Source organism: Streptomyces sp. JH14, from assembly GCF_029428675.1.
Classification (GTDB): domain Bacteria; phylum Actinomycetota; class Actinomycetes; order Streptomycetales; family Streptomycetaceae; genus Streptomyces.
Genome location: NZ_JAJNEL010000001.1, coordinates 4,464,046 through 4,486,079 on the forward strand (window position 1 = coordinate 4,464,046; position 22,034 = coordinate 4,486,079).

General features: G+C 70.2%; 19 protein-coding genes. 13 read left to right on the forward strand and 6 right to left on the reverse strand.

Annotated features, from left to right (window positions below):
* Positions 1-17 precede the first annotated feature (17 nt).
* Together LRD69_RS20265 and leuE are read left to right on the forward strand one after the other, a co-directional pair.
* Entirely contained in the window at positions 18-215 is a 198-nt protein-coding gene (locus LRD69_RS20265) for a hypothetical protein (protein ID WP_277327964.1), read from the forward strand.
* A gap of 45 nt (positions 216-260) precedes the next feature.
* Positions 261-920, forward strand: coding sequence for a leucine efflux protein LeuE (gene leuE / locus LRD69_RS20270; RefSeq protein WP_277327965.1), 660 nt, complete (start codon positions 261-263; stop codon positions 918-920).
* On the opposite strand, the gene LRD69_RS20275 is transcribed toward leuE, so the two are convergent.
* Positions 907-2,334 carry an FAD-dependent monooxygenase gene (locus tag LRD69_RS20275; RefSeq protein WP_277327966.1) on the reverse strand — a complete coding sequence of 476 codons (1,428 nt, stop codon included), beginning with the start codon at positions 2,332-2,334 and terminating at the stop codon, positions 907-909. The genes leuE and LRD69_RS20275 overlap by 14 nt on opposite strands.
* Before the next feature lie 38 nt (positions 2,335-2,372).
* Between LRD69_RS20275 and LRD69_RS20280 the strand changes: the two genes are divergently transcribed.
* A complete protein-coding gene (locus LRD69_RS20280; protein ID WP_277327967.1) occupies positions 2,373-3,017 on the forward strand; it encodes a TetR/AcrR family transcriptional regulator C-terminal domain-containing protein in 645 nt (214 codons plus the stop codon).
* Positions 3,018-3,098: 81 nt separating this feature from the next.
* Here LRD69_RS20280 and LRD69_RS20285 read toward each other — a convergent pair whose 3' ends face one another.
* The 3 genes from LRD69_RS20285 to LRD69_RS20295 form a co-directional block, all read right to left on the reverse strand.
* Entirely contained in the window at positions 3,099-4,016 is a 918-nt protein-coding gene (locus tag LRD69_RS20285; RefSeq protein WP_277327968.1) for a class I SAM-dependent methyltransferase, read from the reverse strand.
* Between the two features lie 284 nt (positions 4,017-4,300).
* Positions 4,301-5,683, reverse strand: a complete 1,383-nt coding sequence (locus tag LRD69_RS20290; protein ID WP_277327969.1) for a polysialyltransferase family glycosyltransferase — start codon at positions 5,681-5,683, stop codon at positions 4,301-4,303.
* The gene (locus LRD69_RS20295; protein WP_277327970.1) at positions 5,683-6,660 is read right to left on the reverse strand and encodes a glycosyltransferase family 2 protein; all 978 of its coding nucleotides are present in this window, start codon (positions 6,658-6,660) and stop codon (positions 5,683-5,685) included. Before LRD69_RS20295 ends, LRD69_RS20290 begins: the two co-directional genes overlap by 1 nt.
* Before the next feature lie 209 nt (positions 6,661-6,869).
* On the opposite strand from LRD69_RS20295, the gene LRD69_RS20300 reads away from it, so the two are divergent.
* From LRD69_RS20300 to LRD69_RS20315, 4 genes are read left to right on the forward strand one after another with little or no spacing between them, the layout of a single operon-like run.
* Positions 6,870-8,228, forward strand: coding sequence for a DUF6716 putative glycosyltransferase (locus LRD69_RS20300; RefSeq protein WP_277327971.1), 1,359 nt, complete (start codon positions 6,870-6,872; stop codon positions 8,226-8,228).
* Between the two features lie 20 nt (positions 8,229-8,248).
* Positions 8,249-9,508 (forward strand): acylneuraminate cytidylyltransferase, encoded by a 1,260-nt coding sequence (locus LRD69_RS20305; RefSeq protein ID WP_277327972.1) that lies wholly within the window; start codon positions 8,249-8,251, stop codon positions 9,506-9,508.
* A 12-nt stretch (positions 9,509-9,520) separates the two neighbouring features.
* On the forward strand, positions 9,521-10,456 hold the full coding sequence (locus LRD69_RS20310; protein WP_277327973.1) for an N-acetylneuraminate synthase family protein: 936 nt from the start codon (positions 9,521-9,523) through the stop codon (positions 10,454-10,456).
* 11 nt (positions 10,457-10,467) lie between these two features.
* Entirely contained in the window at positions 10,468-11,523 is a 1,056-nt protein-coding gene (locus tag LRD69_RS20315; protein WP_277327974.1) for a hypothetical protein, read from the forward strand.
* An 80-nt stretch (positions 11,524-11,603) separates the two neighbouring features.
* Here the strand turns inward: LRD69_RS20315 and LRD69_RS20320 are convergent, their stop codons facing one another.
* On the reverse strand, positions 11,604-11,993 hold the full coding sequence (locus LRD69_RS20320; protein WP_277327975.1) for a hypothetical protein: 390 nt from the start codon (positions 11,991-11,993) through the stop codon (positions 11,604-11,606).
* Between the two features lie 103 nt (positions 11,994-12,096).
* Positions 12,097-14,145, reverse strand: a complete 2,049-nt coding sequence (locus LRD69_RS20325) for an acyltransferase family protein (RefSeq protein ID WP_277327976.1) — start codon at positions 14,143-14,145, stop codon at positions 12,097-12,099.
* A 759-nt stretch (positions 14,146-14,904) separates the two neighbouring features.
* On the opposite strand from LRD69_RS20325, the gene LRD69_RS20330 reads away from it, so the two are divergent.
* From LRD69_RS20330 to LRD69_RS20355, 6 genes are all read left to right on the forward strand, one after another.
* Entirely contained in the window at positions 14,905-16,143 is a 1,239-nt protein-coding gene (locus tag LRD69_RS20330) for a M20 family metallopeptidase (RefSeq protein ID WP_277329806.1), read from the forward strand.
* Positions 16,144-16,281: 138 nt separating this feature from the next.
* Positions 16,282-17,322, forward strand: coding sequence for a BMP family ABC transporter substrate-binding protein (locus tag LRD69_RS20335; protein WP_277327977.1), 1,041 nt, complete (start codon positions 16,282-16,284; stop codon positions 17,320-17,322).
* A 256-nt stretch (positions 17,323-17,578) separates the two neighbouring features.
* Positions 17,579-19,204: an ABC transporter ATP-binding protein gene (locus tag LRD69_RS20340; protein ID WP_277327978.1), complete on the forward strand. Its 1,626-nt coding sequence runs from the start codon at positions 17,579-17,581 to the stop codon at positions 19,202-19,204.
* Positions 19,201-20,316: an ABC transporter permease gene (locus LRD69_RS20345; protein WP_277327979.1), complete on the forward strand. Its 1,116-nt coding sequence runs from the start codon at positions 19,201-19,203 to the stop codon at positions 20,314-20,316. Before LRD69_RS20340 ends, LRD69_RS20345 begins: the two co-directional genes overlap by 4 nt.
* The gene (locus LRD69_RS20350; RefSeq protein WP_277327980.1) at positions 20,313-21,602 is read left to right on the forward strand and encodes an ABC transporter permease; all 1,290 of its coding nucleotides are present in this window, start codon (positions 20,313-20,315) and stop codon (positions 21,600-21,602) included. The genes LRD69_RS20345 and LRD69_RS20350 overlap by 4 nt, the downstream gene beginning before the upstream one ends.
* Positions 21,599-21,997 carry a cytidine deaminase gene (locus tag LRD69_RS20355; protein ID WP_277327981.1) on the forward strand — a complete coding sequence of 133 codons (399 nt, stop codon included), beginning with the start codon at positions 21,599-21,601 and terminating at the stop codon, positions 21,995-21,997. The genes LRD69_RS20350 and LRD69_RS20355 overlap by 4 nt, the downstream gene beginning before the upstream one ends.
* Positions 21,998-22,034 lie beyond the last annotated feature (37 nt).

Below are 22,034 nucleotides of genomic sequence, written 5' to 3' on the forward strand. Positions count from 1 at the left end.
GACATGACGCCCTGTCCATGTCCTACCGCGCCTCGTGCCGCATCGCCCTCCGTGCGGCTGCCGCGGCACTCGCCGCAACGGCTCGCGGCGACACCCCCGGCCGCGAGCTGCGACTGATCACCTGCGGTGGTGAGCTGAAGCACGGGCACCGGCCCGGCGAGCTCATCGTGTACCCGGCCTCGTGGCGTGAGCCCCGGCCGCGTCTCACCTGCTGAACCCTTCGGGACGGAGTGTCGTACCCCCGTGCGACACTCCCTTTCATGCTGGGTGTCACCGATCTTCCGACCTATCTCGCCGGCCTCGTGCTGATTGTTCTCCTGCCGGGGCCGAATTCGCTGTACGTGCTCTCCGTCGCCGCCCGCCGCGGAGTGCGGACCGGGTATGTGGCGGCGGCCGGTGTGTGGACCGGTGACACGGTGCTGATGACCCTGGCCGCGCTCGGCGCCGCCTCCCTGCTGCAGACCACGCCGGTGCTCTTCGCGATCGTCAAGTACGCGGGCGCGGGCTACCTCACCTGGCTCGCGATCGGCATGCTGCGGGCTGCGGTCTCGATGTGGCGCGAGCGGCACCGGCAGATGGCCGAACTGACCGAGGAGACCCCCGAGCCCGCGGCCACGGTGGAGCGGCCGTACCGGAGGGCGCTCGTGGTGAGCCTGTTCAACCCGAAGGCGATCCTGTTCCTGATCTCGTTCTTCGTGCAGTTCGTCGACCCCGGCTACGCCTATCCGGCGCTGTCCTTCCTGCTGCTGGGCACGCTGCTGCAGATGGCCAGCTTCCTCTACCTGTCGACGCTCATATTCGGCGGCACCCGGCTGTCGGCCGCCTTCCGCCGGCGCAAGCGGCTGTCGGCGGGTGCGACCTCGGCAGCGGGTGTGCTGTTCCTCGGCTTCGCGGCGAAGCTCTCGCTCAGCAGCGTGTGAGCGGGGCGAGGCCGAGCGGGGCCAGGTAGCCGGCCAGGTCCGCGGTGTCCTCGCCCGCCCAGCCGATGTAGCCGTCGGGGCGGATCAGGAACACGCCCGTTCCGTACGCCTCGTAGGCATCCGTGCGGTGCACGCGGACCAGGTCGCCGTCGGACACCGGCGGTTCCGCGTCCGTGCCGACGGCCAGCAGAGTGAAGTGCGGGCCGCGGAAGATGTCGAAGAGGCGCCGGCCCCCGGCCGCCGGTCCGTCCGGGGCGCGGTCGCCGGAGTGCAGGACGCCGGCCCGGCCCACCGACAGCGGACCCTCGCGGTAGCCGAGCCCCAGCTGCTGGGCGGCCGCGCCACGCTCCTGTTCGCCCCGGTGGATGCGGGTGGAGAGCCCGAGCATCGCGGCGGCGACCGGACGGCGCTCCGCCTCGTAACTGTCGAGCAGCGCGGCCGGTGCGCCGTGCCGCAGCACCTGGCCGAGCTTCCAGCCGAGGTTGTAGGCGTCCTGGACACTCGTGTTGAGCCCCTGCCCGCCTGCGGGGGAGTGGACGTGCGCGGCGTCGCCCGCCAGGAAGACGCGGCCCTCGCGGAACCGGTCGGCCAGCGCGGCACGGGGCCGGAAGTCGGAGGACCAGCGCACCTCGGTGATGTCGTCCGCGGCGAGGTGGGTACGGGCGGCGACCAGGGCGCGGATGCCCTCCGCCGAGGTGTCCGGCTCGCCCTTCTCGAACTGCGCGACCAGCTGGAAGTCCGCCGTGCCGGGCAGCGGGCACAGGGTGACGAAACCCCCCTCTCCCCTCACGACATGCCAGTTGAGCCGATCGAGAGCGTCCTCGGTGACGCGGACATCGGCGACCAGCATCGGCGCCGGGTCCACGGTCTCACCGGTCATCGGGACGGCGAGCGCGCGCCGGACCGTACTGCGGCCGCCGTCCGCCGCGACCAGGTAGGAGGCGCGCACCGGGCCGGTGGCCAGGTGCGCCGTGACGCCTTCCGCGTCCTGGTCGAGTCCGGTCAGCGCGGTCGAGAAGGCGACGTCGCCGCCCAGCTCGCGCAGCCGGGCCAGCAGGATCTCCTGGGTCCGCCACTGCGGCAGCATCCACGGCTCCCCGTAGGGCTCCGCCTCCGTCGGCGCGGCGCGGCGGAACATGTCGTGCTCGCCCTGGCGCATCCCCTCCTGCCAGACCATTCCGACCGGTGCCGGGCCGCCGTGCCTGCGCACCGCGTCGCCGACCCCGAGATCGTCGAGGACCTCGCGGGTGCGCGGCTGGATGCCCTTGCCGCGCGAGCCGGGGAAGAGTGCGGGTGCCTGCTCGACCAGCAGCGCGCGCACCCCTCGGCGGGCCAGGTCGCAGGCGAGTACGAGGCCGCCGGGGCCCGCGCCGACGATCAGGACCTCGGTTTCCTTAACGCTGTTAAGTTCCATGGTTCGCAGTGTCGGCTTAACGCTGTTAAATTGTCAAGGTGGGCACGACGAAGATCGACCGGGCGCGGGTGGCCGACGCGGCGCTGCGGCTGCTGAACGAGACGGGCCTCGACGGGCTCTCCCTGCGGGCCATCGCCAAGGAGCTGGACGTCAAGGCGCCCGCGCTCTACTGGCATTTCAAGGACAAGCAGGCGCTGCTCGACGAGATGGCCACCGTCATGTACCGCCGGATGCTCGACGAGGATCTGCCGAGTCCGTCCCCGGACCGCTGGCAGGACCAGCTGGTCGCGTACCACAGCGGGCTGCGCACCGCGCTGCTGCGCTACCGGGACGGGGCGAAGGTGTACGGCGGTGCGAAGTTCACCGGCACCGACCATGCCGAAGGGCTGGAGTCCCATCTGCGGACCATGGTCGACGCCGGGTTCGAGCTGTGGCAGGCCGTCCGGGCGGGTACCACCGCCTACGCGTACACCATGGGCTTCGTCGCCGAGGAACAGGGCGTCCGGCCGATGCCGGACGAGCGGCGCGACGGCTTCGACATCGGCGAGCGTGCCGGCCGGATGGCCGAGTACCCCCTGGCCGCCGCGGCGGGTGCCGAGATCTTCGCCCACTACGACGAACGCTTCGAGGACGGGCTGCGGCTGATCGTCGCGGGTATCGAGGCGCGGTACGGGGCGCGTTGAGCCGCCCGCGGCAGGGGGTTGTTCACCGCAGCGGTTCGGACTCCGCCCACCCTCCGTGAACGCCCGGGTCGGGCCGGCCGGTCACTCTGCCCGCAGATACGCGGACGTCGACACCCTGCCCAGCATCCGCAGCCGGGACGAGCCGTCCGCCAGGTGCTTGTCCAGGGCTTCCTGGACGCCGGGCCAGGAGGCGTCACCGTAGTCGTCGAGTACCACGATTCCGCCCGGGGCGACGATCCGCTCGACCCAGTCGAGGTCGGCCGCCACTCCCTCCAGGGAATGGTCGCCGTCCACGATGATCACGCCGTACGCACGGTCGGAGACCGCCTCCCGCACTTCGGGGTCGGAGGACAGACCCTGCCGGATGCGCGCCGAACCGCCGGCACAGAGAGCCAGATTGGCCCGTACCACGTCCTCGCGCACCGGGGTTCCCGTCGGGTCGGCGGGCTGTGCGGTGCCCGGCTGGAGCTGGATGCCGGCCAGCGGGTCGACGATCGTCAGGTCCGGCTCGATGCCCGCCCGGTGCACCATCCGCGTCAACGCGGAGGCGAACAGCCCGTACAGCGTGCCGATTTCGAGAATGCTGCCGTTCGGCGGCGAGAGCAGCGGCACGGTGGCCAGCTTTCCGCACACATTGGACGTGGAACCGGCCAGCCTGCCCACCCCGAGCGCTTCCAGTGCCACGACCGTGCGGTAGGCGACGACGGCGCTGCGCCGGGCATGCGTCTCGTTCCCGTTCAAGTCGGCTATCTGACGCACCAGTTCGTCCATCTCCCGGGCCGGCGGAATGCGGTGCGCACCCCGGCCCGTCCCGTCGAGCAGCAGCCCGAGCGCGTACTGGCTGCGCCGCATGTCCTCCGTGCCCCGGCGCAGCACGTCGAGTTCGCGGCGCAGCTGCTCGGCGCTGCGTTCCACCCGCAGGCGGATACGCCGGTCGACCAGGGAGATGGCAGGGCGCAGAGCGCGCTTCGTCAGGCGGTTTCGCAGAAGGGAGGGCATGGATGGGAACGTACGCTTGTGCGGTGCCCGGGGCACACCACGTCGCGATGGTGGGCAGATGAAGTCTCGGTGTCCTCCCGGATACGGGAAGGGCTGCGTCTCGGGGGAGCGGGGAGGCGCGGGTGCGCGGTGCGGGCGGGTACCGGCTCCCGGGTGCGCGGGCACGCCGAACGCCGCCGCGGTCCGGCCACGGGGACGCTCCTTTCCGGAACCGGCCGGGACGTGTGGGTTCACCGGAACCGGCCGGACCGGGGCCGCTCGCGTCGAGGGCACAAGAACGTGGATCAGTTCGCCGCCGCTCGCTTCAGGGTGCGTGCCTTACGGGCGATCCTGCGCACCGTCGCATTGCGCGGAATGAAGGCGAGTTGTGCGGGAACGGCGCCGGGCAGCCCCAGTACGGTCAGCCGGCGCCGTTTGAAATAGCGCCAGATGTTGCCGCGGTGCCGGCTGAGGTAGCGCTCGGCATGGGGGCGCAGTGCCGCCTGCATCTGTGGCTGCATGGCGTAGCCGACAGCGCTGACGAGGTCGGTCGGTTCGCCCCGGACCTGTTCTGCGGAGGGGAGCGACCAGCCGGTGACGGCGGACGCGTCCTCCAGGTCGGGCAGGAGCGCATCGACGATGGTCAGCGGGATGCGGTTGCTGTTCTGGTACGGGGTGAGCTGCTCCAGCAGGGTGTCGGTGCCGACGCGGGCGACCGGCAGGCCGTAGAACGTGGCGGCGGTGAACAGCGCGGTGGAGAAGCAGCCCACGACCAGGGCCGGACGCATGGTGCGGAAGAGCGTCTCGGCCAGGACGGGGCTGTCGAGAACGGTGAGTTCGGCACCGAGCCGCTGCGCCTCCTGCTCCAGCAGGTGCGTCCAGTGGGCCGGCGCGCTGGGATGCGGTTTGAAGACGACCTGGGTGTGGCCGAGCGCGACAGCGCCGCGCAGCATCCGCGCGTGCAGTTCCTCCTCCTGCTGGGGTGTGAGGATGGCGAGCGCGGAAAGATACTGGCCGAGCAGCAGGGCCGGTGCGGAGCCGGAGGGGCCGCTGACGGCCGTCGATCCCGCGAGCTCGTCCAGCACCTTCAGGAAGACATCGGTCGGCACGATCTCGGACTCGACGCCGAACTCGGTGAGCAGCAGCGGCCGCAGGCCCGGCACCAGGTCCAGGTGGAGCAGCCTGCGGATACGGGTGCCGATCATCGGATCGAGCTTGCTGCGGGTCGGGCCGTAGCTCATCAGGCCGTCGGCGTAGATGTGCACCGGGCTCTCGCCGAAGATCAGTGCGAGAGCCTGCGACGGGTTGGCCTGGATGGACTCGCAGGCGATCTCGACCGGTTCGTCTCCCAGGTCCCATGCTGCACGGACGGCCCGCTCCCACAGCGAGGCGTCCTGCTCCCGCGGGGACCAGCCCGCGGGATGGAACGGCTGGATGAACTCGTTCCAGGAATGCACGGTGTCGAATTCGGACTCGAGTGCCTCGAATCCGGGCCTGCGATGCAGCGGTGTGCCCAGCTCGGGAGAGGGCGAGGTGTCACTCACGACGAGGATGCGCCGGTGCTCGGACCGCGGACCGAACCGGCCCGCGCGCAACGCCGCGACGACCGTGGCGGCGGCGTACTGCGTGCACGCGGAGAAGATCTGGGTGGTGGACCGGCCGGTCGGCGCGGTGTACGTGCCGACCATCAGGCCGCGACCTCCCGGGACACGGAGCGACGCCGGACACGGCGCAGCTGGGCCGCGCGCTGATCGCCCAGCGAATTCAGCGTATCGGCGAGAATTTCCTGGGGCATACGCCGCAGGGCCGCCCCGCTCATGGAGCGCAATTTCCGTGCCACTGCTGGTTCGAACCTTTCAATGGATTCCAGGTGATGCGCCATGACAGCGCAATAGGTGCGCACTGCCTTCGGAAGCAGACGCTCTGCCTCCGGGTCTTTTGCCGTTTCCTCGAGCACCTGATCGAAGGCCCGGATGAAGTCGAGCTGCCGCACATCGCCGATCTGGGTGAGCGAGGACGCCACGCCACGCCGGTAGAAGACTCCCAGCAGGCCGATCGCCGCGAAGGAATCGGCCTCGCGGTGCAGGCGCCAGATCCAGGGCCGGTCCTCGGCGGTGCGCAGCCCGTCCCGGAAGCGGAGCAGTCCCGAGTCCGCGAGCCTGCGGTGATAGGCGCCGGCCCATGCGTACGCGTAGTCCACCGACGTCGACTTGTCGGACGGCAGAATCACGTCGCGCGGCCGCATGACGGTGTCGCGCAGACCGTGTGGGACCCGGTGGACGGTACGTACCCGGTCCGTGAACTGCACATGGTCCGTGCGTACGAAATCGCAGCCCAGATCCGTGATGGCGGCGAGGAGCCGGTCGTAGTAGCCGGGAGCCACCCAGTCGTCGCCGTCGAGGAACGTGAGGTACTCGCCGCTCGCCGCGTCGATTCCCGTGTTGCGTGCGGTGGCCAGGCCTCCGTTCTTCTCGTGTCTGACCAGGACGGCACCGGGGAGCTCACGCTCGGCGCGCATGAGGATCTCCGGAGTCCCGTCGGTCGAACAGTCGTCGACGAGGATGAATTCGAAGTCCTCGCGGGCGTTGGCCCGCAGGCTTCTCAGGGTTTCGGGGGCGTATGTCTGCACGTTGTAGAACGGCACGATGACGGAGAGCTTAACCACCCGTCTCACGCTAGGGGCATGTCCGCGATTTGCCCTGGCCCCAGAAGGGACGGCAGGTGAACGACGAATGTCGGAATGATGAACCAGCCCGATTCCGGGGCGATTGCAGGGTATTTGTGAAGCTGATTCGCCAACAGTCGGCGGGCTGTTAACCATCTGTTGCCGTCACGTTGGGCCGCGAATCGGAATGCCTTCCTAACTTCTTGGACGTGCCCCCACGTACCAGTAAGACGACGGCGCTCCGGGTAGCCGTGCTCGCCGACTCGGACACCCGGTGGAAATGGGGCGCGCTCACCGCGCGCCGCCTGACCACCGGAGCCCCGGACGCGTCCCGGACAGCGGACCGGCCGGTCGAGATCAGCGGCCTGCTGCTGCGCGGCCGCGCCACCCCGACCCCGCGCCAGCTCGCCGAGGTCGGCGACGTCGGGATCGAGACCGGCCGGGTGCGCGAGGTGACCGCCGTCGAGTTCCTGCACACCGTGCGGGACGAGGGGTACGACGTCGTGGTCCTGGCCCTGGTGGGCGGCGCCGTCCAGGCGATGCTGCACGGCCTCGCCGCCCTGCGGCTGCCCGCCAGGCCCGTCGTCGTCACCGGCTATGTCGGCGTCGTCTACGAGAAGCTCGCCGACGGGCTGCTGCTGCGGCACGGCGCGGACGTCGTCCTCGCCAACTCCCGGCACGACGCGGAGCGTTTCCGCGCGGTGTACGAGGGAGTGGGCGCCGACGCCTCGGCCGTCACGGAGGCCGCCCTGCCGTTCCTCGGCGGCGCACCGCACCGGAGGCAGGAGGGCCGCGACACGGTCGTGTTCGCCGCCCAGCCCTCCGTACCGGCATCCCGCGCCGACCGCACGTACCTGCTGCGCAGGCTCGTCGAGCACGCCAGGCTGCACCCCGACCGCGAGGTGCTGCTGAAGCTGCGCTCCAAGCCCGGTGAGCACACCACGCACATCGAGGAACTGCCGTACCAGCGGCTCGCGGAGAAGCTGCCCGGCGGCCTGCCGCCCAACTTCAGCCTCGTGTACGGGCACATGGGCGAGGTACTCGACCGCACCGACCTGCTGGTCACGGTCTCCTCGACCGCCGCGCTCGAATCCCTGCACCGGCGCATCCCGACCGCGATCCTCACCGACCTCGGCGTCCGCGAGGCCCTCGGCAACCACCACTTCATCGGCTCGGGCCTGCTCACCTCCTGGGACCGGCTCGACGGCGGCTCCCACCCGGAACCCGACGAGAAGTGGCTGGCCGGCCAGGGCGTCGCCGCGGACGGCACGTACGACACGGCCTACGACACCGCCCGCGCCCGCGTCGACGCGCTGCTGGCCGAACCCCGCCTTCCCGGCCTCACGCCGTACTACACACCCGCCACCGCCCCCAGCTACCTCCCCGGCATCCTCGCCCGCCACCACCTGGCCCCCGACGGCCATCCGCTGCCGGGCGCCGCGACGCCGCGCGAGAGCGGCGGGGTGCGCGGCGCGGTCCGCGACGCCGTAAGGGAAGCGGCGCGAGGCGCGTACCGGCAGGGAGTCCAGCGGGTCGCCCCCGTGATCCGGCGGATGGGCGAACTGTGAACACCACTTCAGGAGCAGAGATGACGCCGACCCCGACCCCGACCGTGCTCGCCGTGATCCCCGCCCGCGGCGGATCCAAGGGCGTCCCGGGCAAGAACATCGCCCAGGTCGGCGGCGTACCGCTGGTGGCCCGCGCGGTGAACACCTGCCTCGGATCGCGTGAGGTCACGGACGTCGTCGTCACCACCGACGACGCGGCCGTCGCGGCCGCCGCACGGGCCGCCGGAGACGCCCTCGGAGCCTCCGACAGGGTGCACTGCGTGCAGCGTCCGGCAGCCATCGCCGGTGACAGGTCGAGCAGCGAGGACGCGGTGCTGCACGCCCTCGACGCGTACGAGGCGATGCACGGCCGCACCGTCGACGTGGTGCTCCTGGTCCAGTGCACCAGCCCGTTCCTCACCCGCGAGGACGTCGACGGCGTAGCCGCGGCGGTCGCCCGTGACGGTGCCGACACGGCCGTCACGGTGGCGCCCTTCCACGGCTTCATCTGGCGCGACGGCAGCGCGGTCGAGGAACACGCCTACGGCGTCAACCACGACAAGGGCGTCCGGCAGATGCGGCAGGACCGCCCCGAGGACCTGCTGGAGACGGGCGCGGCGTACGCCATGGACGTGGCCGGCTTCCGCACCCACCGCCACCGCTTCTTCGGCGACACCGCACTGGTCCGCACCGACCCCGCCCGGGTCCTGGAGATCGACGACCCGCACGACCTGGCCCGCGCCCGCGCCCTCGCGCCGCTGCTCGACCCGTCGCCGCTGCCGACCCGCGACGACATCGACGCGGTCGTCCTCGACTTCGACGGCACGCAGACCGACGACCGGGTCCTCATCGACGCCGACGGACGCGAGATCGTCGCCGTCCACCGCGGCGACGGCCTCGGCATCGCGGCCCTGCGCAAGTCCGGCCTCGACCTCCTGATCCTCTCCACCGAGCAGAACCCGGTCGTCGCCGCCCGCGCCAACAAGCTCAAGGTCCCCGTCCTGCACGGCATCGACCGCAAGGACCTCGCCCTCAAGCAGTGGTGCGACGAGCAGGGCATCGCCCCCGAGCGCGTGCTCTACGTCGGCAACGACGTCAACGACCTGCCCTGCTTCGCGCTCGCCGGCTGGCCCGTCGCCGTCGCGAGCGCCCACGACTCGGTACGCGCCGCGGCGCGCGCCGTCACGACCACCCCCGGCGGCTTCGGTGCCATCCGCGAGATCGCGGCCTGGCTGCTCGGCCCCACCCTGACGGACCACAAGCCCACCCCCACCGACTCCCCCGAGTCCACCACCAAGTAAGGAAACACCCTCATGAGCACCTCCCGTCTGCGCACTCTCGGCACCCGCACCGCCGGCCCCGGTCAGCCCGTCTACATCACCGGCGAGATCGGCATCAACCACAACGGCGACCTCGGCAACGCCCTCGCGCTGATCGACGTGGCCGCCGATGCCGGCTGCGACGCCGTCAAGTTCCAGAAGCGCACCCCGGAGATCTGCACCCCGCGCGACCAGTGGGACATCGAGCGCGACACCCCCTGGGGCCGGATGACGTACATCGACTACCGTCACCGCGTCGAGTTCGGCGAGGACGAGTACCGGGCCATCTCCGAGCACTGCGCCGAGCGCGGCATCGACTGGTTCGCCTCCCCGTGGGACACCGAGGCCGTCGCCTTCCTGGAGAAGTTCGACGTCCCCGCCCACAAGGTCGCCTCCGCCTCCCTCACGGACGACGAGCTGCTCCGCTCGCTGCGCGCCACCGGCCGCACGGTCATCCTCTCCACCGGCATGTCGACCCCGAAGCAGATCCGCCACGCGGTCGAGGTCCTCGGCAGCGACAACATCCTGCTCTGCCACGCCACCTCGACGTACCCGGCGAAGGCGGAGGAGCTGAACCTGCGGGTCATCAACACCCTCCAGCAGGAGTACCCGAACGTCCCGATCGGCTACAGCGGCCACGAGACCGGCCTTCAGACGACCCTCGCCGCCGTCGCCCTCGGCGCCGCGTTCGTCGAGCGCCACATCACCCTCGACCGCGCCATGTGGGGCTCCGACCAGGCCGCCTCCGTCGAGCCGCAGGGCCTCACCCGCCTCGTCCGCGACATCCGCACCATCGAGGCCTCCCTCGGTGACGGCGTCAAGAAGGTGTACGAGTCCGAGCTCGGTCCGATGAAGAAGCTCCGCCGTGTCGCGGGCGTCGTCTCCGAGAACACCGAGGCGGCCCAGGCCGCCGAGCCGGCCGCGGTCTGACGGGCCGACCGGTGAACCTCGCCTTCGTCGAGAGCCCGGTCCAGCTCCTGAACGTCCTGGAGTGGGCCTACGCAGAGGGAGGCGACGACCTGGTCCGCAGGGACATGACGGTCGTCGTCCTCCCCCCGGTCGACCCGATGTCGCGTGGTCAGCTGCGCCGGATGGCGGAGCTGGCCCGCGACGAGGGCGTCACCGTCCGCTGGCAGGAGGCGCGTGGCGGGGCGGGCACACCCCTGAAGACCCTGCGGTCACTGGCGGGACTGCTGCGCCGGGCGGACCGGATCGTGATCGGCGACCCGTTCTCCCGGTATGTGCAGCTGCTCCTCACCATGGTCCGCGCCCGTTGCATCACGGTGGTCGACGACGGCACGGCGACGATGGAGTTCGTCGCCCAACTGGCCCGTGGCGAACGCCTGGTGCGCTGGCACCGGCGCGGCAGCTCCGGCCCGCGCGAACTGGTCCTGGCCCCGGTCACGGCCACCGCCCGCCGCCGCTTCACGCCGTCCGGGACCCGCACGGTCGAGGTGTTCACAGCGATGCCGGTCGAGGCTCCGGCCGGCATCACGGTCACCCCCAACACCTTCGCCTGGACCCGGGCCCGCTTCGGCCCGCCGCGTCTCACCAAGGGCGCGGACCTGGTGGGCACCTCCCTGGTCGAGACGGGCGTCATCGACCAGGAGCAGTACCTGGAGGCGGTCTCGGGCCTCGCCCGTACCCACGGCGCGACCCGCTACTTCGCGCACCGCCGGGAGTCCGCCGACAAGCTCCACGCCCTGGAAGCGGCCACCGGCTTGGAGATCGTCCGCCCCGACCTCCCTCTGGAACTCATCGCCCGCCGCGGCCCGATCGGCCGTACGGTCCTGAGCTTCCCGTCCACGGTGGTCCACACCCTGCCGCTGGCCCTGGTCGGTACGGAGGTCAAGGTCGCGGTCTGCGACATCGCCCCGGAGTGGCTCCGGGACACGGCGTCACCGCGCGCCCAGGGTTTCCTGAGCGGTGTCACGGAGACGGCCCGCGACGTACAGCGGCTGGCCCCGTGGCGGGTCACCGCGGTGACCGAGGTCTGAGGCTCACCTCTGCGAACGGCTGAGGCCGCCCGGGCGTACTGTCTGAGCGGCCTCGATTCATACCGCGAGCCCTGACCGCGTCATGAGGTGCACCGTTCGACGAATGTCGCGCGGTCGAAGGTCCAGTTGCCGGGGTCCCTCCCCTCCTTGCCGCGCGGCCCGCGTGGGCGGGCCACGCGAAGGGTCTGCCGGGGGCGGTCCGGCGGTTCAGCCGAGGTTTCCGTTCGCCACCGTCGCCGTCCCGAGGCCGAGGACCGCGTCGGCGCCCCGGCCGCGCGGATGAGGTTGCCGCTGACGACCACCGAACCGATGCGTCCGGTATCCGTGTTGGACACCACGATCGCGCCGCCGGAGCCCGTGTCGCAGATGGTGTTGCAGGTCACGGAGATGTCCTGGAGCACGTTCCCGGAGCCCGAGCTGACGTAGGTGCCGGTGACCGCCGCAGAGTCGGTCGTGTGGCCGGCGATCACCGACTGCTGCCGGAGGAGGGCCCGAGTCGCATGCCTTTGTGCGGATCGCGACGGCGGTGACGGCGGGCCCGCCCGGGCGGACCGGGCGGGCCGCAGGCCGGCGTCAGCCCTTTCGGGGGACACGGTCCAGGTCGGGTCCGAACAGATCGGTCAGGCTGTCCCTCAGGAGCGGGGCGATGGCGGTCGCGTAACTTTCAGCCACGTGGCTGTCGTCTCGATAGACCACGGTGTCGCCGACGGCGGCAGGGCAGCGTCCGTCGACGCAGAACCAGGCCTCCGGGTCGATCACGCTCACCCCGGCCTGTTGCGCCGCGGCCAGGTTGATCCGGCGCATGTCGGGCGCCGGGTCAACCTTGGATTCCGGCTGCGTGCACCGGCTCAGATCGTCCGAGTGGTTGGAGACGCAATCCACCGCGTTGCCCTTGGGCGAGGGGGTGTCGAGCAGGGTGACCACCTTGGCGCCGCCCTTCTGCAGTGCCCGGTAGGTGGTCGCGTAGCCGTTGAGCCACTGGGCATGCCAGTCGGCCTCGGGCTTCCACGGGACTATCGTGTTGGAGGAGCTCGTGATCACTACGCCGGCGTGTGCCGCCTGGATCTTCGCGACCGCCTTCTTTCGCCAGGTGTCACACGTGGTGTAAGGGCCGTTCTGGTACTTGGTGGTGACCCAGGCGACCTTGCAGGACGCCTTGGCCAGGGCTACGAGCTTCCAGTGGTTCTGCTTCGCCAGCTCCTCCAGCGCCGGGAACCACTGGGCCGCATGAGAGTCACCGTAGAGTGCGACCACGGTCGAGCTGGACGTGTCGCCGTACTCGCAACCGGCAGGGACCCTGTCGCTGGTGTAACTGGCCATGCATCCATCGAGATAGATGGCCGACTTGGCCTTGCCCACGGTCCTCAGGTCCTGGGTCAGATTGGCCGGGAGCGCATGGTCCGGGTTCGCCAGCAGTTTCTGGAGGGCGGGGAGCGGGTCCTCGGCGGAGGCCACCGTGCCGGCGAGCGAGGGGGCGTTCCCGTCCGAGGCCAGGGCCGGCGGGAACTGCGCGGCCACCAGGGCGATCGCGGCGGTGCCGGCGGAGAGGCCGAGGCCGAGCGCCAACCCGCGAGCGGCGCTCCGCTTGAACACGTGGTTGAACCGGACCGGGTTCTCCACCAGACGTAGCGTCAGCCAGGCCAGCACCAGTCCCAGCGCTGCGGCGCCGAGCCGCACCGCGCCGACGGGCAGGCCGCTGGGAACGGCGTGCGGCAGGATCACCATCAGTGGCCAGTGCCACAAGTACCAGCTGTAGGAGACGCCGCCGATCCACACGGCGGGCCGCAGGCCGAGGACCGCGACGGCGCCGAACCGTCCGGAGGCGGCTCCGCCCGCCAGTACGGCGACCGTGCCGAGCACAGGCACCGCCGCGTACCAGCCGGGGAAGCGGGTCGAGTCGTCGTACACCAGGCCGGCGTAGGCGATCGCTGCCAGGCCGGCCCAGCTGAGCGGTGCCGCCACGGTGGCGGGCAGGCGGTCGAACCGGTCCGCACCGAGGGCCAGCAGCGCACCCAGGCCCAGCTCCCAGGCACGGGTCTGCGAGCCGAAGTAGGCCCACGGTGAGTTGCCCGCCGTCAGCGAGATGTTGACTACGAAGGACAGCGTGCACAGCAGCGCCAGCGGGATGGCCACCAGGGTGCGGCGCCGGAGCAGCCGCCAGCTCGCGAACAGCAGTACCGGCCAGACCAGGTAGAACTGCTCCTCCACGGCCAGAGACCAGAAGTGCTGGAACGGAGACGGAGGCGCGGCTGCGTTGAGGTAGTCGGCGCCGCTCTCGGCGAGACGGAAGTTGACGAAGTAGAAGGCGCTGGCCACAGCGTCGCCGGCGTAGTCGATGAAGCGGGCTTTGGAGAGCCACAGCCACGCGCCCGCCAGGGTGACCACGCCCACCAGCGTGGATGCGGGCAGCAGGCGCAGAGCGCGTCTGGCATAGAAGCGCCCGATGGCGACGCGTCCGGTGGAGGTCACCTCACGCAGGATCTGCGAGGTGATGAGGAAACCGGAGATCACGAAGAAGACATCCACGCCGACGTAGCCGCCCGCCAGGTGACGGATGCCGGCGTGGGAGAAGACCACGAGAAGGACCGCGACCGCGCGGAGTCCCTGGATGTCCAAGCGCATGCCGTGCTCTGCGGGCCTGCGGGCCGTCCTGCCAGGGGGGTCGGCATGGCTCGGTATGGACAGTTGCGACGGTGCGAGACTGGTGTGCGCCACCTGAACCCCAAGGAATATCAGAGGGCCGGCCGGGGGGTGGGGCCACCGGAGGCAGCGCGGAACAGTCGCTTGGCGCCTGAAGCCCGGGGTGCATCCGGACGGCGCATGCGTGCGCGATCACTGCAGCAGGCCCGGGCGCCAGGCTCCGGCCCAGAGTCAATGGACGGAAACGTAACCGAACGCACGCCCTGCCAGTAGTCGCTGCTGGGGAGTTCGCGAGCTCGTTCCCCGACATTCACGGGAGGGTCGTCGTCCGGACCTGTCTCCGAGACCACGCTGAGATGCGACGAGGGCTCAGCTCCCGCCGGCACCCGCCGAACCTGGACCTCCACCTCGTGAACTGCGCTGGAAGGGGAAGCCGGTCTGCTGTCGGACGCGTGGGTACGGCCGTGAACGAGACCGGACCTCAGACCGCATAGGTGTACGACGCATCCACGTAGGTCGCGGCGACGCAGCGTAGACCGGGGCGGACCGGAGCCGGACAGCGGGGGAAGCGGGATGGTGGGACAGTGGGGGGCATCGGAGGAAATTGGATGAGTTTACCCACCCCCTTCTCACGTCACACGCCCTGACGCCGCATTTTGTTCCTCTATGCGGCTGAACTTTTGTTGATCTGTGGCCAGTTGAGGGGGGAAGGGGCCTACCCTTCACCAGGTGAACCAGTTGATGTCCCGCGAGTCCGATGCCGAGCTGCCCGTGCACACAGACCTGCCCGAACCCCTGCCCGGCACGCTGCCCGAACCCCTGCGGGCCGAGCTGATCGCGTTCCGGCGCGATCTGCACATGCACCCCGAGCTCGGCAACCAGGAGTTCCGTACCACCGCGGCCATCAAGGCCCGGCTGGAGAAGGCCGGGCTCCGGCCCCAGGTGCTCTCCACCGGGACCGGGCTCATGTGTGACGTGGGTACGCGGGGCAGTGGCACGCCGCCCATGCTCGCTCTGCGCGCGGACATCGACGCCCTGCCCATTCCGGACACCAAGAACGGGGTCCCGTACCGGTCCACCGTCCCCGACCGGGCGCACGCCTGTGGGCACGACATCCACACCACCACCGTCCTCGGTGCCGGGCTCGTACTCGCGGAGCTCGACCGGCAGGGGCTGCTGCCGCGGCCCGTGCGGCTGATCTTCCAGCCGGCCGAGGAGGTGCTGCCCGGCGGTGCGGCCGATGCGATCGAGTCAGGGGTGCTGGAGGGCGTCGGGCGGATCATCGGCGTGCACTGCGACCCGAAGGTCGATGTGGGGAAGATCGGGCTGCGGGTCGGGGCGATCACTTCGGCGTGCGACCGGCTGGAGGTCTCCCTCGACGGACCCGGCGGGCACACTGCCCGGCCGCATCTGACCACCGACCTGATCACGGCAGCGGCGAAGGTGGTCACCGAGGTCCCCGCGCTGCTCGCCCGCCGGGTCGACGCCCGCTCGGGACTCGCGGTCACATGGGGGCGGCTGCAGGCCGGGCATGCCTGCAATGTGATCCCGCAGCACGCCGAGCTGTCCGGCACGGTCCGCTGCCTGGATCTGGAGGCGTGGCGGGAGGCGCCGGACCTGGTCCATGCGGCGATCGACGAGGTGGCCGGAATGCACCGGGCCAAGACGGTGATCACCTACGTCCGCGGGGTCCCGCCGGTCGTGAACGACCCGGCGGTGACGGATCTGCTGGCCGCTGCGATGTCGGGGCGCCGCGGATCGTATGCGATCGAGGACACCGAGCAGAGCCTCGGCGGAGAGGACTTCTCCTGGTACCTGGAGCATGTCCCGGGGGCCATGGCGCGGCTCGGGGTGCGCACTCCCGGCGACACCCGGCGCCTCGACCTGCACCGTGGGGACTTCGATGCGGACGAGGAGGCGATCACCGTTGGTGTGGAGCTGTTCACCGCCGCGGCTTTGCTCGACGGCAACCGTTCGTAACCGGACAGGTCACCCCCGGTTCGCGACGATCCGATAACGGCTTCCGTACAGGGCTTTATCTGACATCTACGCGCGTTACGATCGCGGCGAAACCAGCGCCGGAAGAGGCGCTTCGGTCAGGTTTGAAGGAGCCTTCCCTTGCGCCGGGTATCCAAGATCACCGCTGCGTGTGCCATCACTGCGGCTCTCGCGCTCACCGCCACCGCGTGTGGCGAGTCCTCGGACGAGAGCACCACCTCCGACAAGGGCCAGATGAAGATCGGCATGGCCTTCGACGTGGGCGGCCGTGGCGACAACTCGTTCAACGACTCCGCCGCACGTGGTCTGGACAAGGCCAAGGCCGAGTTCAACGCCGAGACGAAGGAGCTCACCGCCAAGAACGGTGAGACCCCGGCCGACCGCGAGCAGCGTCTGGAGTCGCTCGCCGAAGGTGGCTACAACCCGGTCATCGCGATCGGCTTCGCGTACAAGGACGCGGTCGACAAGATCGCCCCGAAGTACCCGAAGGTCAACTTCGGTCTGGTCGACTCGGTCTCCGACGCCAAGAACGTCGCCTCCATCGTCTTCACCGAGGAGCAGGGCTCGTACCTCGCCGGTGTCGCGGCCGCGCTGAAGTCGAAGGACGGCCAGGTCGGCTTCATCGGCGGTGTGGACCTTCCGCTGATCAAGAAGTTCGCCGCCGGTTACCAGCAGGGTGTCCTGGACACGAACCCGAAGGCCAAGGTGCAGATCCAGTACCTGTCCACCGGTTCGGACCTGTCCGGCTTCGGCAGCCCTGACAAGGGCAAGGCCGCCGCCAAGGGCATGCTCGACAAGGGTGCGGACGTCATCTTCGCCGCCGCCGGTGGCTCGGGTGCCGGCACGATCGAGGCCGTCGCGGGTCAGAAGGGCGCCTGGGCCATCGGCGTCGACTCCGACCAGGCTCTGGACCCGGCGCTGTCGAAGTACAAGGACTCGATCCTGACCTCGGTCGTCAAGAACGTCGACGCCGGTGTCTACGACCTGGTCAAGTCCGTCAAGGACGGCAAGCCGCTGACCGGTGTCCAGACGTACTCCCTGGCCAAGGGCGGCGTTTCGCTGACCACCACGGGTGACCACCTCACGGACATCCAGGCGAAGCTCGACGAGGCGAAGAAGAAGATCGTCGACGGCACGATCACGGTCAAGACCACGCTCTGATCGTTCTGTTGATCGGGGCCCGGCGGGAGCTGCTTCGGTTGCTCGCCCGGGCCCCGATTTCGCGTACGCGCCCGGGCCCCGCCTTTCCGTAGCCGTGCGCACACGGTCCGCCACCTGCTGTCAGGTGGCCAACGATTCGGTGGCGCTACGCGCGTAGCGTCATCCGGGCGCGGTACCTTTTCTCGCTCCCACCGCCTCCGCCCTCCGCTCCTGTCAAGGAGAGTGCGTCATCAACGCGTCCAGCAGTCCTCATGCCGTGGAGCTCCGCGGCATCACCAAGCGATTCCCCGGGGTCGTGGCCAACCACGACATCGACATCACCGTGCGCCGCGGCACCGTCCACGCTCTCGTCGGCGAGAACGGTGCCGGCAAGTCCACTCTGATGAAGATCCTGTACGGCATGCAGAAGCCGGACGAGGGCACCATCGCGGTGGACGGCGAGCAGGTCTCGTTCCACAACCCCGGCGACGCCATCGCCCGCGGCATCGGCATGGTGCACCAGCACTTCATGCTCGCCGACTACCTCACCGTCCTCGAGAACGTCGTCCTCGGCTCCGAGAAGCTGTACGGGATCGGCGACCGGGCCCGCGCCAGGATCAAGGAGATCTCGGACGCGTACGGTCTCGGCATCCGGCCGGACGCCATGGTCGAGGACCTCGGGGTCGCCGACCGTCAGCGCGTGGAGATCCTCAAGGTCCTCTACCGCGGCGCACGCACCCTGATCCTCGACGAGCCGACCGCCGTTCTCGTACCGCAGGAGGTCGACGCACTCTTCGACAACCTGCGCGAGCTCAAGGCCGAGGGCCTGACGGTCATCTTCATCTCGCACAAGCTCGGCGAGGTTCTCTCCGTCGCCGACGAGATCACGGTGATCCGGCGCGGTACGACGGTGGGCACCGCCGACCCGGCGAACACGACGACCAAGCAGCTCGCCGAGCTGATGGTCGGCAGCGAACTGCCGTCGCCGGAGACCCGCGAGTCGACCGTCACCGACACGCCGATGCTGACCGTCGACGACCTGCGGCTGACCGCCACAGACCCGGACGGGGTGGTGCGCGCCGTGCTCGACGGCATCACCTTCACCATCCACAAGGGCGAGGTCCTCGGCATCGCGGGCGTCGAGGGCAACGGGCAGTCCGAACTGGTCGACGCCATCATGGGCATGCGCGCGCCGGACCACGGGGTGCTCACTCTGGACGGCGCCGACATCTCCCGTACGCCGACCCGCAAGCGCCGCGAGGACGGCATGGCCGTCATCCCCGAGGACCGCCACCGGCACGGACTGCTGCTCGAGGCTCCGCTCTGGGAGAACCGGATCCTCGGCCACGTCACCGAGAAGCCCAACAGCAGGGGCGCGTTCCTCGACATCAAGGCGGCGCGTGCCGACACCGAGCGGATCGTGCGCGAGTACGACGTCCGTACCCCCGGCATCGAGGTCACCGCGGCCTCGCTCTCCGGCGGCAACCAGCAGAAGCTGATCGTCGGCCGCGAGATGAGCCACTCACCGAAGCTGCTGATCGCCGCGCACCCCACCCGGGGCGTGGACGTCGGCGCGCAGGCGCAGATCTGGGACCAGATCCGCGAGGCGCGCCACGAGGGTCTGGCGGTGCTGCTGATCTCCGCCGACCTGGACGAGCTGATCGGGCTCTCCGACACCCTGCGTGTCATGTACCGCGGCCGGCTGGTCGCGGACGCCGATCCGGCGACCATCACTCCGGAGGAGCTCGGCTCGGCGATGACGGGAGCGGCCAGGGGCCATCTCGAACACACCGAATCCGGTACGGAGACGGGGCCGGGTACCGGGCCCGTTCCCGGCACGGACGCGGAGTCCGGTCCGGACACCGCCGACACCGACCCCCGGGACGGGGGAGAGGACCGATGAAGAAGTTCGACAAGGAGCGGCTGCTCCTGGGGATCGCGGCCCCGGTACTCGCGATCGTGGTCGCGTTCCTGGTGACCGCCCTCGTGCTGGCCCTCACCGGCAAGGAACCGTTCAGCGCGTTCGGCATCATGTTCGACTACGGGGTGAAGTCGGACAGCCAGGTCTACATCCTGAACAAGGCGACGACGTACTACCTCGCGGGTCTCGCGGTGGCCATCGGCTTCCGGATGAACCTGTTCAACATCGGCGTCGACGGCCAGTACCGCCTCGCCGCCTTCTTCGCCGCCGCGCTCGGCGGCGCGCTGACACTGCCGGGCGCCCTCCAGATCCCGCTGATCATCCTCACCGCGATGATCGTCGGCGCGATGTGGGCCGGGATCGCCGGTGTCCTCAAGGTCACCCGGGGTGTCAGCGAGGTCGTCTCGACGATCATGCTGAACTCCATCGCGACCGCGATCATCGGCTATCTGCTCCAGCAGGGCCGCCTCGGTCACCTCGACGAGGCCGGCACGAAGATCTCCACCACTCCGCTCCCGGAGTCCTCGCACTTCTTCGAGTTCCCGACCACCCCGTCGCCCGTCTGGGGCTTCATCGTGATCGCGGTCGTCGCGGGCGTCGCCTACTGGTTCACGCTCTCGCGCACCCGGTTCGGCTTCGATCTGCGGACGGTCGGCCAGTCCGGCTCCGCGGCCGAGGCCAGTGGTGTCAACGTCAAGAAGATGGTCGTCACCTCGATGCTGATCTCCGGCGCGGTGGCCGGCCTGATCGGCATGCCGACGCTGCTCAACGACAGCTACGAGTACAGCGGCGACTTCCCCATCGGTATCGGCTTCACCGGTATCGCCATCGCACTCCTGGGCCGCAACCACCCCGTCGGCATCGCGCTCGGCGCGCTGCTCTGGGGCTTCCTGGAGCGCGGCACCGGAAAGCTCGAGTTCGAGGGGTACGACAAGGAGATCGTCGGCGTCATCCAGGGCGTCATCGTCCTGTGCGTCGTCATCGCGTACGAAGTCGTCCGCCGCTACGGACTCAAGCGCCAGCAGAGCAAGGTCGGCGCGGAACTCGCCGCACAGGCCGCCCGTAACTCCGACCAGCAGGAGGTGTCGGCGTGACCGCCACGGCGACTTCCACCCCGCCGCCCGCGGCCCCCAGGGTCTCCGGTGGCAAGGGCGGCCGCACCCGCCTGTCCTTCCCCGTCGTCCTGCTGATCGTCGCGGGCGCGCTGCTCGCGCTGTCCGCGGTACGTGCCGTCACCGGCGCCGAGGACGTCACCTCGGCAGGGCAGATCAGCGCGGCGCTCGCGATGGCCGTGCCGATCGGGCTCGCCGGTCTCGGCGGCCTGTGGGCCGAGCGGGCCGGTGTGGTCAACATCGGCCTCGAAGGCATGATGATCCTCGGCACCTTCTTCGGTGCCTGGGCCGGCTGGCAGACCAATCCCTGGCTGGGCGTGCTGGCCGGCGTCATCGGCGGCATGGTCGGCGGGCTGCTGCACGCCGTCGCGACCGTCACCTTCGGCGTCGACCACATCATCTCCGGTATCGCCATCAACATCCTGGCGGTCGGGTTCACCACCTACTTCGCCAAGCTCTGGTTCAACACGGGCGAGGCGGCGGCCAAGGGCGGCAGCCCCAAGCAGTCGCCACCGGCCGACGAGATCACCTCGGTGACGATCCCCGGCCTGTCGGACTGGCTGCACTCGATCGAGAAGCACCACTGGTTCTTCGTCTCCGACCTGGCCGGGATCATCGGCGGTCTGGTCACCAATGTGTCGCTGCTGACGATCCTGGCCGTGATCCTCTTCGTCGGGACGTTCTTCGTCCTGTGGAAGACGTCGTTCGGACTGCGGCTGCGCTCCTGCGGCGAGAACCCGATCGCCGCGGAATCGCTGGGCGTCAACGTCTACCGCTACAAGTACATGGCGGTGATCGTCTCCGGCGGCATGGCCGGGCTCGGCGGCGCCTTCCTGTCCCTGGTCACCTCGCACATCTACAACGAGGGCCAGACCGGCGGCCGCGGATACATCGGTCTCGCCGCGATGATCTTCGGCAACTGGCGGCCCGGCGGGCTCGCCATGGGCGCCGGCCTGTTCGGCTTCGCCGACGCGCTCCAGCTGCGCAACGGCGGCGAGTCCGTCCATGCACTGCTGCTCCTGCTGTTCGTCGTGCTGGCCGTGCTGGCCGCCTGGAAGCTCTACCGCAAGAGCTTCGTCCAGGGCGGGATCAGCGCCGTCATCGCCGCTGCCGTACTGGTCTGGTACCTCGCCACGGACACGGTGCCCACCGAGTTCGTGAGCGCCACCCCGTACGTCGTCACGCTGCTCGTCCTCTCGCTCTCCGCGCAGAGGCTGCGGATGCCGAAGGCGGACGGCATGCGGTACCGGAAGGGCCAGGGCAAATGACCGCGGCCGCCGACGTCGACTGGGACGCCCTGCGTGCCGCCGCCCGGGGCGCCATGTCCCGGGCGTACGCCCCCTACTCGGGCTACCCGGTCGGCGTCGCGGCACGCGTCGACGACGGCCGTACGGTGGTCGGGTGCAATGTCGAGAACGCCTCGTACGGGCTCAGCCTGTGTGCCGAGTGCGGCCTCGTCTCGCAGCTGAACGCCACCGGCGGCGGCCGGCTGACCCACTTCACCTGCGTGGACGGGACGGGCGAGATCCTTGTCCCGTGCGGCAGATGCCGGCAGCTGCTCTACGAGTTCGGCGGGCCGGAGCTCGTCCTGGAGACCCCGGACGGTCTCCGTACGCTCGACGAGATGCTGCCGCAGGCGTTCGGCCCGGATCATCTGAAGTAGAACTGCGGTGGCCCTCCCGCCCGTTGGGAGGGCCACG